The following is a 15285-nucleotide window of genomic DNA, read 5'->3' as shown; positions in this document are numbered from 1 at the left end:
ATCTCGTCATCGCAAATCACCTCCGACCGAAGTGAATCACGAAATTCCAGTCGAAGGAATCCCTTTCGATTCAGTCTGAATGCTCGGCGCTCTAGTACTACAGTTGCGTTTGATGCCTTGCTTTGTAGTGAGAAAGCATTGCGGATGCTTGATGGCTGCGTCGCCAGAGCGACCATGCCAAGATCAGGCGAACTCTGATTGGGGGCGGCAGTAAGAGCCGTTTGATCATATAGCGGATCTCTGCGACGCTAGGCAGGAGCGCCATGGTGTTGGTCAGGCGGCGATTGGCGGGTTTGGACTCGTTTCGTTCGGTTTGCCAGCAGCGGTACGGCATAGGTCGGCGCCGAGCTTGGCGAGGAATGCAGCGGCCGCCATGACGAGCGTCATGTGCCGGTTCCAGGCATGCCAGGATCGCGCCTCGCAATGATCCAGGCCGAGGTCGTCCTTCGCACGCTGGAAGCATTCTTCTACCGTCCAACGCAGCCCGGCAGCGCCAGCCAACTCGCTCAGTTCCGTACCGGCAGGCGCAAAGACAAAATAATAGGCGCGCGCATCGGGTTCGCGTCGGCTGCGGCGGATCAGAAGCCAGCGCTCCCATTGTGCATCAGGACGAGAGCTGAGAGGAATACGGGCCCAATCATAAAGCCGAAGGCCTTTGGCGCCTTCGCCTGCTGGATGACTTGACCAGGCCTCCGCCTCTAATTCCGCGGCCATCGTCTCCGGATCAGTTTGCTCGAAGCATTGCTCGCGCACGAAGCGCAGGCAATGGTTGGAGCGAACTGCTAGAACATAAGGCTGGCCACGGCTTTCCAGCATCCGGCGTAGCTTCGAATCCGAACCATAGAGCGCATCGGCCAATACCCAGGCACAAGGCACGCCGGCATCCAGCGCATCGGCTATGAGCTTGGCAGCGATGGTCGGTTTGGTCGCGAAGGTCTGGGACTGGGGGACGTGAGCCGAAGTACGGCGCGCTTCATCTTCAGCCCACCCCTTCGGCAGATAAAGCTGCCGATCGATCAGGGTCTGACCGTAGCGGCTTGCATAGGCAAGGAAAACACCGACCTGACAGTTCTCAATCCGGCCGGCCGTGCCGGAATATTGTCGCGCGACACCCACCGAATGAACGCCTTTCTTCAGGAAGCCGGTCTCATCGACCACAAGAACGCCGTCCGCGTCACCTAGAGACTCCATTGCATAAGCGCGCACCGCATCGCGCAATGCGTCAGCATCCCAATGGCTGCGCCCCAGCAGCGACTGCATCCGATAAGGGCGATCCAGTCCTGCCTGTTCAGCCATCAACCAGCCGGTCTTGCGCTCTGCTCCCGACAATAACCCATCCAGAAAGGCACCACACGATACGCGCAATTCGCGGCGACCAAACACCGGACCCAACCGCACCTTCAAGGCTTCGAGCTCACGCTGCCACGCCAGCATGGACCCGGACCAACCCGCTACCGACATTCGATTCCCTCCCGTCAAATGCGGGAAATGAATCATGATTTCAAATCAAACGCAACTGTAGTACTAGAAGATCTGGTCATAGGCGTCCTGCATCGCCCGCACGAACTGGTCGTCCGTGCGCTTCGGATCGCTCCAATATTTGTCGGCTTCCTGCCAGATGGTGCGATACCAGTCGGCATCAGCCGTATTGAAGGGGTTGGAGACCTGCTTTGTCGGGTCTTTCAGCGTTTCCAGAACGAGCTTGTTGCAGGCATCGAGATTCGTCGTATCCGCGTCGATACGAACAGGGCTTGCGCCTTTCTTCAGGACGAATTCGGCATTCAGCTTCGGGTCGACATCGAGCTTGGCGAAGTCTTCCTGGGCCTTGGCGGTCTCGGCATTATTGGTATTGAGGAAGCCCCAGGAATCGACCGTCACGACCACGGCCTTGGTTCCGGGGATATTCATGCAGTCGAAATCCTCGCCAAGCTTCTGGTGGGCGGCCAGGAACTCACCCTTCATCCAATCGCCATGGATCTGCAACAGAGCCTTGCCGGTGATGACCAGATTGGTCGTATCGTTCCACTGGCGGTTGGGCGAGCCCGGATCGGTGTGCTCGGCAATCTGGCGGAAGCGCTTCAGCGCCGCGCGCATTTCCGGCGTATCGATGACGGTGCGGTCGGGCTTTTCACCGTAGAACCGATTGTAGATATCGGGGCCTTCTTCCGATGCGATCAGTGCCTGCAGCAGATAGGCCTTCTGGAACTGATCGCCGCCCTGGGCGATCGGGATGTAGCCGGCGGCCTTGACCTTGTCGAAGGCCGCGAAGAGGTCGTCGAGCGATTTCCAGGACTTCGGATCGACGCCGGCCGCTTCGGCGACATGCTTGTTGTAATAGATCATCCCGTCGATATGCACCGTTGCCGGCGCCTTCATGATTTCCCCGTCCACGGTGATGTTCTTCAAGACGGACGGCGGGAAGTTCTTCGTGGCGCCGATGCTGTCGAACAGCTTGGTGAGCGGTACGCCGAGGCCTTGCTTGTTCAGATCCCGATAGATGCCGGGATCGGAATTCATGAAGATCGCGGGCGGGTTGCCGCCGGTGATCATGTTCATCAGGCTGACATTGGCGCCGGAGTCATGGGCGATGGACAGGTCTTTCCATTGGTGACCGTCCTTGGCCCACGCCTGCCGCAGAACGGTGAGCGCCGCGATCTCAGATGGTTTCGACCAGGTGTGATAGACCACGACCTCATCTGCCCAGGCGCTTGCGGCAAGAGTGGTCGCGGCAAGCAAGAGGGACAGCCTCTGCAGGGATTTCCATTTCGTCATGCAATATTCCTCCCTTTCTTGATCTGGTCACAGCCGCTGGCCGGTCGGAGCGTCAAAGACGTTCAGCTTGGTGAGCGGCAGATAGACGGGCAGAGCTGGCTGGCTGCGATAGCGATTTGCGTCACGCCCATCGATGCGTACGGCGATGCTCTTTCCCGACATGGTCAGGAAAGCGAAGGCGTCAGGCCCGGATTTCTCGAAATATTCAACCGGGCAGTCGAAGCGAACGGTGTTTCCCGCGTCCTGACGCTCCTCGATCAGAAGCTCTTCGGCCCGGAACCCGATCTTCACGGGTTTGCCTTCGGCAGCCTTCGCCTTCCACTTGTATTCGCCAAGCCCGATGCGGATGCCGCTCTTCTCATCCACCGCAACGAGGTCGCCGCCGTCACGACTGACGGTGCAGTCGAGCAGGTTCATGGCCGGGGAACCGACAAAATCGGCGACAAACAGATTGGCCGGCTCATTGTAGATTTCATCAGGCGTGCCGAATTGCTGAATGACCCCCTTGTTCATCACGGCAATCTTGGTCGCCATGGTCATCGCCTCGACCTGATCATGGGTCACGTAGACGACGGTATTCTTGAGCTGGTTATGGAGCTTCTTGATCTCCATGCGCATTTCGTTGCGCAGCTTGGCGTCAAGGTTGGAAAGCGGCTCGTCGAACAGGCAGACGCCATATTGCTTGACAAGCGCCCGGCCAATCGCGACACGCTGGCGCTGGCCGCCGGAAAGCTGCGAGGGCTTGCGGTCGAGAAGATGTTCGATCTGCAGCAGCTTGGATGCCCAGGCGATCCGCTTGTCCGCCTCTTCTTTCGTGATGCCGCGCGAAGACAGTCCGAAATTCATATTCCCGCGTACTGTCTTGGTCGGATAGAGCGCGTAGGACTGGAAGACCATGGCAAGGCCGCGATCCTTGGGATCGAGGTAGCTGACGTCCCGCTCATCGATGAGGATTTCACCGTCGTCGATTTCGAGCAGGCCTGCCAGAAGATTGAGAAGCGTTGTCTTGCCACAGCCGGAAGGGCCGAGCAGCACCAGAAATTCGCCGTCGCCGATGCTGAGGTTCAGGTTCTCGATGACCGTGAGAGCGCCGAATTTCTTGACGATATTGTTGAATGCGATGGAAGGCATGCCCCTATCCCTTGATGGCGCCGGCGGTGATGCCCTGCACGAAGAACCTGCCGAGGACGAAGTAGATGACGAGCGGCGGCAGGGCCGTGAGCAGCGCCGAGGCCATGTCGACCGCATAGTTCTTGGCGCCCGTGGTCGTCACCGTGATGTTGTTGAGCACGACCGTCATCGGCTGTGCGTCCTGTGCGCCGAAGGTCAGGCCGACCAGAAAGTCGTTCCAGATGCCGGTGATCATCAGGATCAGGACGACGATCATGATATTGCCCGACATCGGCAGAACGATCTCGAAGAAGATCCGCCAGAAAGAACCGGAATCGATCATGGCGGCCGCGATGATCTGCGGCGGCATGCCCCGGAAATAATTCCGGAAGATCAGTGTCAGGAAGGGCAGGGACAGGACGCTGTGAATGACGGCGATGCCAAAGGTGGTGCCGTAAATATGCAGCGCGCCGGTGATCTTGATCAGCGGATACATGATGATCTGGAACGGCACGAAGGCGCATATGAAGAGAACGAACAGGAAGCCGTTCGCCCATTTGACATTCCACAGCGCCAACCCGTAGCCGGTGACGATCGATAGCGAGATCGTCAGCACGAGGCTCGGGGCAAGAATATAGAGCGAATTGACGAAACCGATACGCACGCCGTTGCAGTTCATGCCGGAACAGGCCTGCGTCCAGGCATAGGACCAGGCTTCGGTCGTCCACGGCGAAGGCAGGGAGAATATCTGCCCTTCGCGGATCTGATCCATCGTCTTGAAGGACGTCACGACGATGACATAAAGCGGAACCGCGAAAAACGCGGCTGCCATCAGCAGGAAGATGAAGATCACCACCCGGCTTGGCCGGATCAGCGGGCGCCGGCGCGCTTTCGTTTCTCGACCGGATTGCGCTGCGGCGGAAATTGCCGTCATGCCGCCCTCCTTTGCCTGATAGCCGTGATGACGACGAGCGGCAGGAAGAGGGCGAGAGTCGTCAGCAGCATGACGGCCGCGCCCGCAGAGGCGAAGCCGAGATTCTGCTTCTGCCAATAGGCGTCGATCACGAAATAGGCCGGCATGACCGATGCGCCGCCTGGTCCGCCATTGGTCATTGCGACGATGATGTCATAGGCCTTCACCACGCCGATGCAGAGCAGGATGATGCAGGTCAAGAAGGTGAGTTTCATCATAGGGATGATGACCTCGATATAGAGCCGCCAGAAGGGGACGCCATCGAGGCGCGCGGCCTGCCAGATCTCGGTGTTGATCGACTTCAGGCCGGCAAGCATGAGCGCCATGAAGAAGCCGGTCGATTGCCAGACCGCCGCCAGGATGACACCGAACATGACCGTGTCCTGGCTTGCGAGCCAGTTGAAGGAAGCGCTCTGCCAACCCATCGAGTGAAGCACGTTCTCGATGCCGAGCTCCGGATTGAAGAGCCAGCGCCAGACGAGCCCGGTGACGATCAGCGAAACGGCGAGCGGATAGAGAAAAACCGTGCGGAAGATGCCTTCCCCGTGCACCTCCTTGTCGATCAAGGCGGCAAGGATAAAACCCGTTACGATCGACAGCAGGCTCCCCACGGCAAAGATGGCGAGGTTCTGCAGGGACAGGATCCAGGAAGGATCGTGGAAAAGCCGCCAATATTGCTTCCAGCCGACGAGTTCATAGTCGGGAAAGCGCCTCGATGCCGTGAAGGAGAGATAGACGGTCCAGCCTATCGCTCCAATGAAAAACACAAGCGTCAACAGCGCCGCCGGCGCAACAGCCAGATGCGGGACGACGCGGCTCCATCGGATTCCCATGAGCCTCCTCCTCAGGCCGCCAGCGTTCCGCTCCTCCAGCTCGCCGCAGACCTGTTCTCATATGAACAAGATACAGTTCACAATAGACCAACTATAGGAATCAAAAAATCGGGATGTCAAATGACAATTGGCCGTCCCTCTGAGCTGTTGCCCGCTGACGTTGGATCGGGGCGAGGCGGGCAGCCAATCAATCGAAGAATGTTTGGTCGTCTTCCGCGAGATATAGTCTTGCGCGTTCGGGTAAGAGGTCGACGCCCATGCCTGGTCGTTCGATGACATCGACAAAGCCATCCTTGACGATCGTCTGCGGCAGGCCCTCGACGATGTCGTACCACCAGTCCGGGTCGCCGGTCGTATACTCGAAGGCGATGAAATTGTGAGGCAGGGTGGCGCATACCTGGATGAGCGCGCCGAGGCCGAGCAAGCCGTTCGCCGTCCCGTGCGGCGCCATCATGATCGAATGAAGATCGGCATATTCGGCGATCCATTTGAGTTCGGCGATGCCGCCGACATCGGCCGGATCGGGGCCGACGACATTGACCGCTTGGCCTTCGATCAGTTCCTTGAAGTTCTGGCGCAGATAGATTTGCTCGCCGGTATGGATCGGCGTCGTGCTCGCGCATGTCAGTTCACGATAGACGCCGGCATTGACCCAAGGCGTATAGTCGCCGGAGAGCAGGTCCTCGATCCACAGCAGATGATAGGGCTCCAGCATGCGGGCAAGACGGATCGCATCGGACAGCATCCATCCCGGGCCGCAATCGAGCGCCAGCCCGATCCTGTCGCCGGCGACTTCCTTCATCGCGGCAACACAATCGACCAGATGGCGCAGGCCCTTTTCCGTGATCGGACCACGGTCGAGTGCGCCGTGGAAGGGGCTGGCATTGGGTTCGCCGTAATAGAAATCCGGAATCCGCTTCATCGGTGAATGGAAGCCGATCGGCTGTTTGATGATAGTGAATCCTTCAGGCAGATCCATCATCTTCTTCAGATCGTCGGCCATGTGCTCCGGCTCGTAACCGCTGATTGGAAAGCGAATGGAGCCGTTGTAGACGCGAATGCGGTCGCGCACGCGCCCACCAAGCAGTTTGTGCACCGGCAGGTTTGCCGCTTTGCCCGCTACATCCCAGAGCGCCATCTCGATGACGCTGACGGCCGCGCCCCAGGGCTTGAAGCTTCCGCGCTGGCGGATCTTCAACATGACACGCTCGACATTGGTCGGATCCTCGCCGATCAGCGCCTCCCGGAAGGCAAGGATATGCGGCTTTAGATAGGGCTTCCACGTTTCGGCCTGGCCATAGCCGGAAACGCCTTCATCGGTGACGATGCGCACGATCGGGCTCTTGCCGATGATGGCGCATTTGAGGTCGACGATCTTCATTTCCGCTCCTCTTCATATCGGCGTCATAGGAGGCGCCGCCCCCTCCGCGGCGTTGCCGCCTGGATCCACCCAGCGGCGATTGACAAACCTGCGAGCCTTCTATTATCATTCATTAGAGAACTGATAAAGTTCAAATAGGAAACGATCGTGGAGGCGGCGGTTTCCAGACGCGCTTGCAGAATGGGCTCAGCTGGAGGAGGCAGGCCATGGTTACGCAGCATGCGGACGTCGCAGGCAGGGCCGAGCGGTTCAACAAACTTTATACCGCGGCAGTCTATGATATCCTCGACGAGATGGGGTTGCCCAATCAATGCATGGATCTCGGCATTCGGCCGCTCGACCGTGCGATGCGCATCGCCGGCCCTGCCTTCACGGTCGCCGCGACGGTCGATATGCGTACCGATGAGGAATATGATCTCGAAGAGGTCAAAACCTTCACCTTCTTCCGCCGCATGTATTCAGGCTGTGTCGTGCTGATCTCAGCCGCGGGCGAATGCAAGGCCGGTCACTGGGGTGAGTTGATGAGCACCGCTTCGAAGGCGCGTGGCGCAGTCGGCGTCGTCGTTGACGGCGGAATCCGAGACGGCAATATTCTCATGGGAATGGAGGACTGGCCGGTCTTTACCCGCTATCTCTCGCCCATCGAGTCGCGCGGCCGCACCCGCATCAGCGGCATCGAGGTCCCGATTTCCGTCACCGGCACCTTGACCTCACAGATCAGGGTCAACCCGGGCGATTGGCTTTTCGGCGATATGGATGGCGTGATGGTCATTCCCGCCGATAGGGTCGACGCCGTTCTGGCACGCGCGGAAGAGGTTCTGACGATCGAAAACAGGTCGCGCGACGAGATCCGTGCCGGCGGCGATGTCGCCGACATCTATGCGAAATACGGACGGCTTTGATCCGTTCGCTGACATCAAGACAGGTAAGCGGCTTGCGAGACCTGCGGCCGGGAGGAAGCCATGAAAATTACGGCGCAGAAGGTCTTCGTCGCAAATGTTTCGCGGACCAACTTCGTCTTTGTGAAGCTCTATACCGATGAGGGGCTGGAGGGCGTCGGCGAGGCGACACTCGAATGGAAGACCAAGACGGTCGTCTCCGCACTGGAGGAGTTGGAACGTGTGCTGATCGGGCGCGACCCGTTTGCCGTCGATGCGATCGTCGAGCAGCTGCATCGCGATTCCTATTGGCGGACAGGCGCGGTCTTTCGCACCGCCCTCGGCGCGATAGAGGCGGCCCTTCTCGATATCAAGGGAAAGGCACTCGGGGTCCCGGCATTCGAACTTCTCGGCGGGAAATATCGCGATCGGGTCGAATGCTACGCCAATCACTGGTTCTTTGGCGCCGTGACGCCGGATCAATATGCGCGAAAGGCCCGCGAGGCTGTGGCCATGGGATACCGCGCCCTTAAGTGGGATCCTTTCGATGTCGCCGATCTCGAAATGAATGGCAAGCAACGCCGGCAGACGATCGATATCGTCGCGGCGGTGCGCGATGCGGTCGGTCCGGATGTGGACCTTATGCTCGACGTGCATGGCCGGTTGAACGTGCCGACGGCGATTGCCATGTGCCGCGAGCTTGCACGGTTTGATCTGCGCTGGATCGAGGAGCCGACACCGCCGGAAAGCATCGATGCGCTGGCCGACGTGCGCGCGGCAAGTTCGGTGCCGATTGCCGCCGGCGAGCGCTGGTACGAGCCCACCCGCTTCCTCGAGGCGCTGGCCAAGAAGGCAGTGGACGTGTTGCAGCCGGATGTTTCCCATGCCGGGGGTCTCGGCGAGACGAAGCGTATCGCCCACATGGCGCATTACCATCTTATCCCAGTCGCGCCGCACAACCCGGTCGGACCCGTCATGAATGCGATGACACTGCACATGTCGGTCGCCATCCCGAACTTTTCGGTATTCGAAACCGTCTCGATCGACGTGCCCTGGCGCAAGGAACTCGTGCGCGAGACGCTGCAATTCGAGGATGGCGCGATCCTTGCGCCGACGGCACCGGGGTTGGGCGTTGAGCTGAACGAAGAAGCCTGCGCGCGCTATCCCTACGCCCCATACGACGTGCCGCTGTTCGACGGCAGCATGAATACGAGCGGTGTCGCGGCAGGGGCGGCGACCTTCTCGCGCGTCGGGAAGGATGGACGCAATTGATTGACCGGAATGAGCGGGACCGGGTGGAAAGAGGAGCCACCTTGTCTATGCCAATGGCATGAAAGGTCAGGACACAGGCGCGACGGACATCTCGCGTGAAGGAGGAGGCAATGGACAAGATGAGGATGACGGTCGTTGCGGCCGTCGCGGTCTCGGCGCTGACATGCAGCAGCGCATGGGCCGGCGAGGTCGTCTGGTGGACACCGAACTGGGGCCAGGCGCGAGCCGAAAAGCTCGCGGCCGATTTTAAGAAGGCAAACCCCGACATTACCATCAAGATGGAGATCACCACGGCAAACGGTTTGCCGCAGCGTATCCTGACTGCCCTGCAGTCTGGCGCGACGCCGGATATCATCGAGGTGCAGCATCCCTGGATTCAGGGCTATGCCCATAACGGGTTCGTTCTGCCTGTCGATGACATCATCGAAGACAAGGGCGATTATAACAAGGCGGCGATCACCTACGACACCTATGACGGCAAGCTCTATGGCATACCCTACCGTGTCGAATGTGTCGGCGTGCTCTACAATATGGAAGACTTCAAAGCTGCCGGCCTCGATCCCGCCAATCCGCCGCAGACCTGGGATCAGTGGACGGATGCGGCAAGGAAGCTGACGACGGGCGGAAAGTTCGGTATGGCGATCACCGGCGGCGGGGAGGTCGGCAATACGGTGACCCGCCTGCTGCCGCTGATCTGGATGAATGGCGGGGATGTCATCAGCGCCGATGGAAAGACCGCCGTCGTCAATTCGCCGGAGGCTGTTGCCGCTGTCAAATTCTATACGGACTTCTATAAGAACAAGTACTCGCCGGATTCGACCCTGCAGAATGATGGCATTGCCAACCGTCAGCTCTTCATCGCCGGCAAGGTATCCATGTATCAGGCCGGTCAATTCGACATTGCCCCGATCATGCAGGCAAAGCCCGATCTGAAGCTGGGCGCCATGGCAACGCCGCATCCGGATGGCAAGCAGACCGCCGGCATCATCGGTGGCTGGAGTTATGTGATCCCGAAGGATGCCAAGAACCCTGATGATGCCCGCAAGTTCATCAAGTTTCTCGCCACCTCGGACAATCAGGGTTTCTTCACCGACACCTTCCCGGCCCGCGCTTCGGCACTGTCTCAGCCGCGGTTCCAGGATCCGATGCTCAAACAGTTCGCGGCGATGCTTCCCTTCGGCCGGCCGGCACCGAATACGCCGCGCTGGGTGGAGATTTCGCAAGCCCTGTTCGACGGCGTGCAGCGCGTGCTCTCAGGCGATCAGGATGCGCAAGCCGCCATGGATCAGGCGAAGGACGAAATTCAAGCGCTGCTTGATAGCTGATGGCAGGGACTGAGCGACGTGGTTTTGACGCGACGGCGTCAAGCTGCCGCCCGCGCCATGGACATTGGAGCGGTTCAGCTTTTTCACCGAATCTCTGAACCGCTCCATCTTCTTGTTTTCTCGCAATTCCGGGCGGAAAACCGCTGCGCACTTTTCCTGGAATTGCCCTGAGTGACATTCCCGCAGCATCACAGGAAAGGCCGACCCATGGGCCGCCCATCTACAGGTCTTCTGTTTGTCCTGCCCGCCATGATCGTGCTGGCCATGCTGATCGCCTATCCGATCGCCTACACGATCCTGCTCAGCGTCACCAATTCGCAGGGCGCCTTCACCGGCCGGAATTTTGCCAATGTGCTGCGTCCGCCGGTCACGCGGCAGGCCTTCTTCAACCTGATCTACTTCGTCGGCGGCTCGATCGTCTTTCAGGTCGTGCTCGGCACCGCCACAGCTATTCTGCTCAACCAGCACTTCACCGGGCGCGCCGTCCTGCGCTCGATAACGCTGATCCCCTGGGTCGTTCCTGGCATCGTTGCGGCGACCACCTGGGCATGGATGTTCCACACTGAATTCGGCATCATCAACTACATGATGACAGGCGCCGGCATCATCCCGGCACCCGTCAGCTGGCTGACCGATAGCGGCACCGTCATGCCCGTTCTGATCGCCATCAATGTCTGGAAACTGTTTCCGTTCGTGGCCATCATGGTTCTGGCCGGCCTGCAGGCGATCCCGAAGGAACTCTACGAAGCCGCCAAGGTCGATGGTGCCAATTTCTGGGAAGAGGTTTGGCATGTGACGCTGCCGCAGGTGCGCCCGGTCATCACGGCGGTGACACTGCTGCTGGTGATCTGGGGGCTCAATTCGATCACGCTCATCTATGCCATCACCAAAGGCGGACCGGCGAACAAGACGCTGATCACGCCGATCCAGATTTTTCGGCTCGCTTTCGAGAGTTTCCAGTTCAATCAGGCCGCTGCCCTATCGGTCATCTTCTTTCTGGTGGCGGCTGTGCTGGTGGCGATCTACCTGAGGGTGCTGACGACAAGGCCGGGAGAGGCCCGATGATGGGGAGAAGTCGCCTTGCAACGCTGACGATTGCGGTCTGCTCGCTCGTCCTTATGGCCGTCTGCCTCTTCCCCTTCGCCTGGATGGCACTATCTTCGATCAAGACGCTTCCGGAACTCTATACTGTGCCGCCGCATTGGCTCCCCGCAGCGCCAACGTTCGGCAACTATATCAATGTCATCTTCAGTTCGAATATCCCGCGCTACTTCCTGAACAGCGCCGTGATCTCAGTCGGTTCCACGGGTCTTGCACTCATCCTGGCGATTTTCGCTTCCTACGGCTTTGCCCGTTTCGAATTCCGCGGCCGGCGGCTTTTGCAGTCGCTCGTGCTGATCGGCCAATTGCTCCCGACCGCGGCGATCATCGTGCCGCTCTTCATCACGCTGCGCTATCTGCATTTGGTCAACACCTATTGGGGCCTGATCCTGGTCTATATGATCATCACCCTGCCGCTCAGCGTCTGGATGCTGACCAGCTATTTCAAGGCGATACCCGTCGAGCTGGAAGAGGCGGCGACGATCGACGGCGCCTCCCGCCTCGGCGTGCTCTTCCGCATCACGCTTCCGCTGTCCACGCCTGGCCTGGTGGCTGTCGTCGTCTATGCCTTCGTGACCACCTGGAACGAATTCATCTTCGCGCTCTGCTTTGCGACGGATTCCTCGGTCAAGACTCTGCCGATCGGGCTTGCGGAATTTTCGACCGAGTTCAACACCGATTGGGGAGCGGTGATGGCCGCCTCCATGGTGATGACAATTCCGGTCGCTCTCCTGTTCCTGTTTTTCCAGAACCTGTTCGTGGGCGGTCTGACGGCAGGCGCCACCAAGGGCTGAGCGAGCCCGCTGCGGAATGCACCCTCTTCGGCGGTTTTCCATCCAGATTGACGGGTACTCGAACGGGATCTCAGGTGCGACCGATCATGCGAGATAGGTTGGCGTTGCCGGTTCACTCATTCCGGTTGTTCCGTCGGCCGTCTCGAAGTCGAAAAATTTCTGGGTGACGAGGGCGGCTGCGCCGCGCGCCCAGGAATTGTCTTCCCAATCGGGCAGAAGCGGTGGCGAGGCGAAAAAGGTGCGAGCCGCCATGCTGGCTTCCAGGGGGCCGAAAAGAGCATCGCCGAACGAAACGGCCTCGCCGCCGACGACGATGACTTCGGGATCCGTGATGTTGACGAGGTTGGCGAGCGCCTTGCCGATCCCGGCGCCGGCTTCGTGCAGGATTCTGTCGACCTCCGCATCTCCCGCCTTTGCTGATTCCAGCATGTCGGAGAGGTTGTGGCTGCTATCCCGATTGGTCGCCTCGCGCCATGTGCGAAGCATGGAGGGTTCGGAATAATAGGCCATCAGGCAGCCGCGCTTGCCGCATTCGCACAGCCGGCCGTTCTCCTCATGCAAGGTGTGGCCGAATTTGCCGGCTGCGCCATGGGCCCCGCGGTAGAGTTTTCCGTCGACGATGATGGCACAGCTGATGCCGACGCCGATCGCAAGCACGGCCATATTGCGATGGTGCCTTCCCGGGCCAAAGAGCTGTTGGGCAATGGCATAGGCATTCGTGTCGTCCTCGAGCCAGACCGGCACCTTGACCTTTTGCGCGACCATCGATGCGAAAGGTACATTGTTCCACTTGAAACGAAAGCTGCGCACGCAGACGGCCTGGTTGTTGTCGATGACGCCTGGCATGGAAACGCCAATGCCTGCCAGCCGCGCATGGGGGCGCCCTGCAGCCTTGACAAGCTGGGGCACGGCTTGGGCCAGCGTCGTTGCAACATTTTCCGGCTTGTTGTCGCCAAGCGATAGGCGGCAGGACGCGAGCGGGTTGGTTGCAAGATCGGTGACGACGCATTCGGCGGAGCCGACCATCAGCTTGAACCCGATCGCCAACCCATTGGCATAATTGATCTCGACGGGTATGGGACGCCGGCCCGAAAGCCCGGCCACGGCCTTGCCTTCGGTGACGTGGCCCTCCTCGATCAAGTCGGCAATGACGAAGGTGACGGCCGCTGGACTGAGGCCGGTGATCGTTGCGATTTCGGCGCGGCTTTTCGGCCCTTCCTGCCGCAGAAGGTTCAGGATGAGCCGCCGGTTGAGGGCTCGCGAAGTGCTCTGGTCGCCTTTCAGGCTCACGATTTCTCTTTCTTAATTTTGTAAATTAATTATTGCGTCCGCTTCAGACTTATGCATAACTTCACTTGTCGATCAACATCCGGCACGTGCGCAAGCACGAAGAAGTCAGCAATAGGACAAGGTTTCTCGAACCGAGGGTTCCGGGCAGTGCAAATGCATTGCGGCGGCAGGTTTTTTGCGACCATTGCGCAGGCGGCAGGAGGGGGCGGCCGCCGCGCATTCCGTCCGGTCTGCTGATTAAGGATGAGGATAGATACCACAACGGGAGGAGTCCAAATGACTTTCAATTTGCTTGGAAGGCCGGCAAGCCGGCGTGCCTTTTTGAAGGGTGCGGGAGCGGTTTCCGCCGCCGCCTTCACCGGTTTTCCCATGCCCGCCATTGCACAGGCGCAAGACATCAACATCATTTCCGACGAGAACAACGCCGATGCACTGGCGATCCTGCGCAAGATGGCAGACGATTTCGGCAAGCAGGCCGGCGTTAAGGTCGTGATCAACAATATGGATCATGAGGCGCACAAAACCGCGATCCGCAACTATCTGGTCGCCGGTGCGCCCGATATCTGCTTTTGGTTCTCGGGAAACCGCATGCGCGCCTTCGTCAAGCGCGGCCTGTTCGACGACATTTCCGATCTCTTCGAAAAAGAGAAGTATAAGGATGTTCTTGGCGCGGCGGCCGGTTCGGTCACGGTCGACGGCAAGCAATACGGTCTGCCGACGGGCGGCACGCTCTGGGGTATGTTCTATCGCAAGGATGTCTTCGCCCAGCTCGGCACTGCCGTACCGGCAAGTTGGGATGATTTCCTGGCCTATGGCGCGAAATGCAAGAGCGCCAATCTGACGCCGATCGCGATGGGCACGAAGGAATTGTGGCCTGCCGCCGGGTGGTTCGATCAGATGAACCTGCGCATAAACGGTCTCGACAAGCATATGGCGTTGATGAACGGCGAGATGAGCTATCTCGATCCGGCGCTGAAGCCGGTGTTCGACATGTGGGAAACCCTGATCAAGCAAGGTTTCTTTACGCCGAACAACACATCTTTCGGCTGGCAGGAGGCGGGCGCGCTGTTGTCGCAGAAGAAGGCCGGCATGATGAACCTCGGCGCCTTTGTCCGCTCTACTTTCCCGAAGGAAGAGCTCGACCAGCTTGCTTTCGCTCCCTTCCCGACGATCGATCCGAAGATCGGCCGTTTCGAGGAGTTTTCGCTGAACTCGGTTCATATCCCGGCCAATGCCAAGAACAAGCAGGGCGCGCGCGAATTCCTCGCCTATTTCTACCGGCCGGAAAATCTCGGCCCTTATCTGGAGCCTGGCGGCAACGTGCCGCCCCGCAACGATCTGCCGCCGAGCAAGGACCCGCTCGTCAACGCTGCAGTCGAAACGCTGAAGACAGTGCAGGGTACCTCGCAATATTACGACCGCGATAGCGATCCCGACATGGCCCAGGCCGGCCTCGTCGGCTTCCAGGAGTTCATGGCGAAGCCCGAGCGGCGCGATGCGATCCTGAAGCGGCTCGAAGGTACGCGCAAGCGCATCTACAAGATCTGACCTTCCTC

General features: G+C 59.5%; 13 protein-coding genes. 6 read left to right on the top strand and 7 right to left on the bottom strand.

All coding sequences use genetic code 11. The features are described from left to right. Window positions 1–273: 273 nt before the first annotated feature. The 6 genes from FHT84_RS22665 to FHT84_RS22640 all read right to left on the bottom strand — a co-directional run bounded on the left by FHT84_RS22665 (window position 274) and on the right by FHT84_RS22640 (window position 7069). Window positions 274–1461: an IS701 family transposase gene (locus FHT84_RS22665; protein ID WP_169645896.1), complete on the bottom strand. Its 1188-nt coding sequence runs from the start codon at window positions 1459–1461 to the stop codon at window positions 274–276. Between the two features lie 63 nt (window positions 1462–1524). Continuing rightward, window positions 1525–2772, bottom strand: a complete 1248-nt coding sequence (locus FHT84_RS22660) for an ABC transporter substrate-binding protein (protein WP_112342384.1) — start codon at window positions 2770–2772, stop codon at window positions 1525–1527. Window positions 2773–2799: 27 nt separating this feature from the next. After that, the gene (locus tag FHT84_RS22655; RefSeq protein WP_112342383.1) at window positions 2800–3903 is read right to left on the bottom strand and encodes an ABC transporter ATP-binding protein; all 1104 of its coding nucleotides are present in this window, start codon (window positions 3901–3903) and stop codon (window positions 2800–2802) included. 4 nt (window positions 3904–3907) lie between these two features. Then, window positions 3908–4816: a carbohydrate ABC transporter permease gene (locus FHT84_RS22650; protein WP_112342382.1), complete on the bottom strand. Its 909-nt coding sequence runs from the start codon at window positions 4814–4816 to the stop codon at window positions 3908–3910. After that, window positions 4813–5688 (bottom strand): sugar ABC transporter permease, encoded by an 876-nt coding sequence (locus FHT84_RS22645; protein ID WP_112342381.1) that lies wholly within the window; start codon window positions 5686–5688, stop codon window positions 4813–4815. The genes FHT84_RS22650 and FHT84_RS22645 overlap by 4 nt, the downstream gene beginning before the upstream one ends. A gap of 187 nt (window positions 5689–5875) precedes the next feature. Continuing rightward, on the bottom strand, window positions 5876–7069 hold the full coding sequence (locus tag FHT84_RS22640; protein WP_113249742.1) for a mandelate racemase/muconate lactonizing enzyme family protein: 1194 nt from the start codon (window positions 7067–7069) through the stop codon (window positions 5876–5878). 206 nt (window positions 7070–7275) lie between these two features. On the opposite strand from FHT84_RS22640, the gene FHT84_RS22635 reads away from it, so the two are divergent. The 5 genes from FHT84_RS22635 (at window position 7276) to FHT84_RS22615 (ending at window position 12439) form a co-directional block, all read left to right on the top strand. Next, on the top strand, window positions 7276–7971 hold the full coding sequence (locus FHT84_RS22635) for a dimethylmenaquinone methyltransferase (protein ID WP_112342379.1): 696 nt from the start codon (window positions 7276–7278) through the stop codon (window positions 7969–7971). A 60-nt stretch (window positions 7972–8031) separates the two neighbouring features. After that, a complete protein-coding gene (locus FHT84_RS22630; protein WP_113249741.1) occupies window positions 8032–9219 on the top strand; it encodes a mandelate racemase/muconate lactonizing enzyme family protein in 1188 nt (395 codons plus the stop codon). Window positions 9220–9329: 110 nt separating this feature from the next. Continuing rightward, the gene (locus FHT84_RS22625) at window positions 9330–10544 is read left to right on the top strand and encodes a sugar ABC transporter substrate-binding protein (protein ID WP_183763965.1); all 1215 of its coding nucleotides are present in this window, start codon (window positions 9330–9332) and stop codon (window positions 10542–10544) included. 207 nt (window positions 10545–10751) lie between these two features. Further along, the gene (locus FHT84_RS22620) at window positions 10752–11609 is read left to right on the top strand and encodes a sugar ABC transporter permease (RefSeq protein ID WP_112342375.1); all 858 of its coding nucleotides are present in this window, start codon (window positions 10752–10754) and stop codon (window positions 11607–11609) included. Continuing rightward, window positions 11606–12439 carry a carbohydrate ABC transporter permease gene (locus FHT84_RS22615; protein ID WP_112342374.1) on the top strand — a complete coding sequence of 278 codons (834 nt, stop codon included), beginning with the start codon at window positions 11606–11608 and terminating at the stop codon, window positions 12437–12439. The genes FHT84_RS22620 and FHT84_RS22615 overlap by 4 nt, the downstream gene beginning before the upstream one ends. A gap of 84 nt (window positions 12440–12523) precedes the next feature. Here the strand turns inward: FHT84_RS22615 and FHT84_RS22610 are convergent, their stop codons facing one another. Next, window positions 12524–13729 (bottom strand): ROK family transcriptional regulator, encoded by a 1206-nt coding sequence (locus FHT84_RS22610; protein ID WP_183763968.1) that lies wholly within the window; start codon window positions 13727–13729, stop codon window positions 12524–12526. A gap of 276 nt (window positions 13730–14005) precedes the next feature. Here FHT84_RS22610 and FHT84_RS22605 point away from each other — a divergent pair, with 276 nt between their 5' ends. After that, a complete protein-coding gene (locus FHT84_RS22605; RefSeq protein WP_112342372.1) occupies window positions 14006–15277 on the top strand; it encodes an ABC transporter substrate-binding protein in 1272 nt (423 codons plus the stop codon). The last annotated feature ends 8 nt before the right edge of the window (window positions 15278–15285 follow it).

Source organism: Rhizobium sp. BK289, assembly GCF_014193575.1.
GTDB lineage: Bacteria > Pseudomonadota > Alphaproteobacteria > Rhizobiales > Rhizobiaceae > Rhizobium > Rhizobium tropici_C.
Note: the sequence above shows the minus strand (reverse complement) of the source record. Positions and strands in the feature narration are given on the sequence as shown.

Excerpts from the sequence above, each read along its gene's own strand:
- FHT84_RS22665 (WP_169645896.1), bottom strand. The coding sequence starts at position 1,461 with ATGTCGGTAGCGGGTTGGTCCGGGTCCATGCTGGCGTGGCAGCGTGAG.
- FHT84_RS22620 (WP_112342375.1), top strand. The coding sequence starts at position 10,752 with ATGGGCCGCCCATCTACAGGTCTTCTGTTTGTCCTGCCCGCCATGATC.
- FHT84_RS22645 (WP_112342381.1), bottom strand. The coding sequence starts at position 5,688 with ATGGGAATCCGATGGAGCCGCGTCGTCCCGCATCTGGCTGTTGCGCCG.
- FHT84_RS22640 (WP_113249742.1), bottom strand. The coding sequence starts at position 7,069 with ATGAAGATCGTCGACCTCAAATGCGCCATCATCGGCAAGAGCCCGATC.
- FHT84_RS22615 (WP_112342374.1), top strand. The coding sequence starts at position 11,606 with ATGATGGGGAGAAGTCGCCTTGCAACGCTGACGATTGCGGTCTGCTCG.
- FHT84_RS22635 (WP_112342379.1), top strand. The coding sequence starts at position 7,276 with ATGGTTACGCAGCATGCGGACGTCGCAGGCAGGGCCGAGCGGTTCAAC.
- FHT84_RS22660 (WP_112342384.1), bottom strand. The coding sequence starts at position 2,772 with ATGACGAAATGGAAATCCCTGCAGAGGCTGTCCCTCTTGCTTGCCGCG.
- FHT84_RS22625 (WP_183763965.1), top strand. The coding sequence starts at position 9,330 with ATGGACAAGATGAGGATGACGGTCGTTGCGGCCGTCGCGGTCTCGGCG.
- FHT84_RS22605 (WP_112342372.1), top strand. The coding sequence starts at position 14,006 with ATGACTTTCAATTTGCTTGGAAGGCCGGCAAGCCGGCGTGCCTTTTTG.
- FHT84_RS22630 (WP_113249741.1), top strand. The coding sequence starts at position 8,032 with ATGAAAATTACGGCGCAGAAGGTCTTCGTCGCAAATGTTTCGCGGACC.
- FHT84_RS22650 (WP_112342382.1), bottom strand. The coding sequence starts at position 4,816 with ATGACGGCAATTTCCGCCGCAGCGCAATCCGGTCGAGAAACGAAAGCG.
- FHT84_RS22655 (WP_112342383.1), bottom strand. The coding sequence starts at position 3,903 with ATGCCTTCCATCGCATTCAACAATATCGTCAAGAAATTCGGCGCTCTC.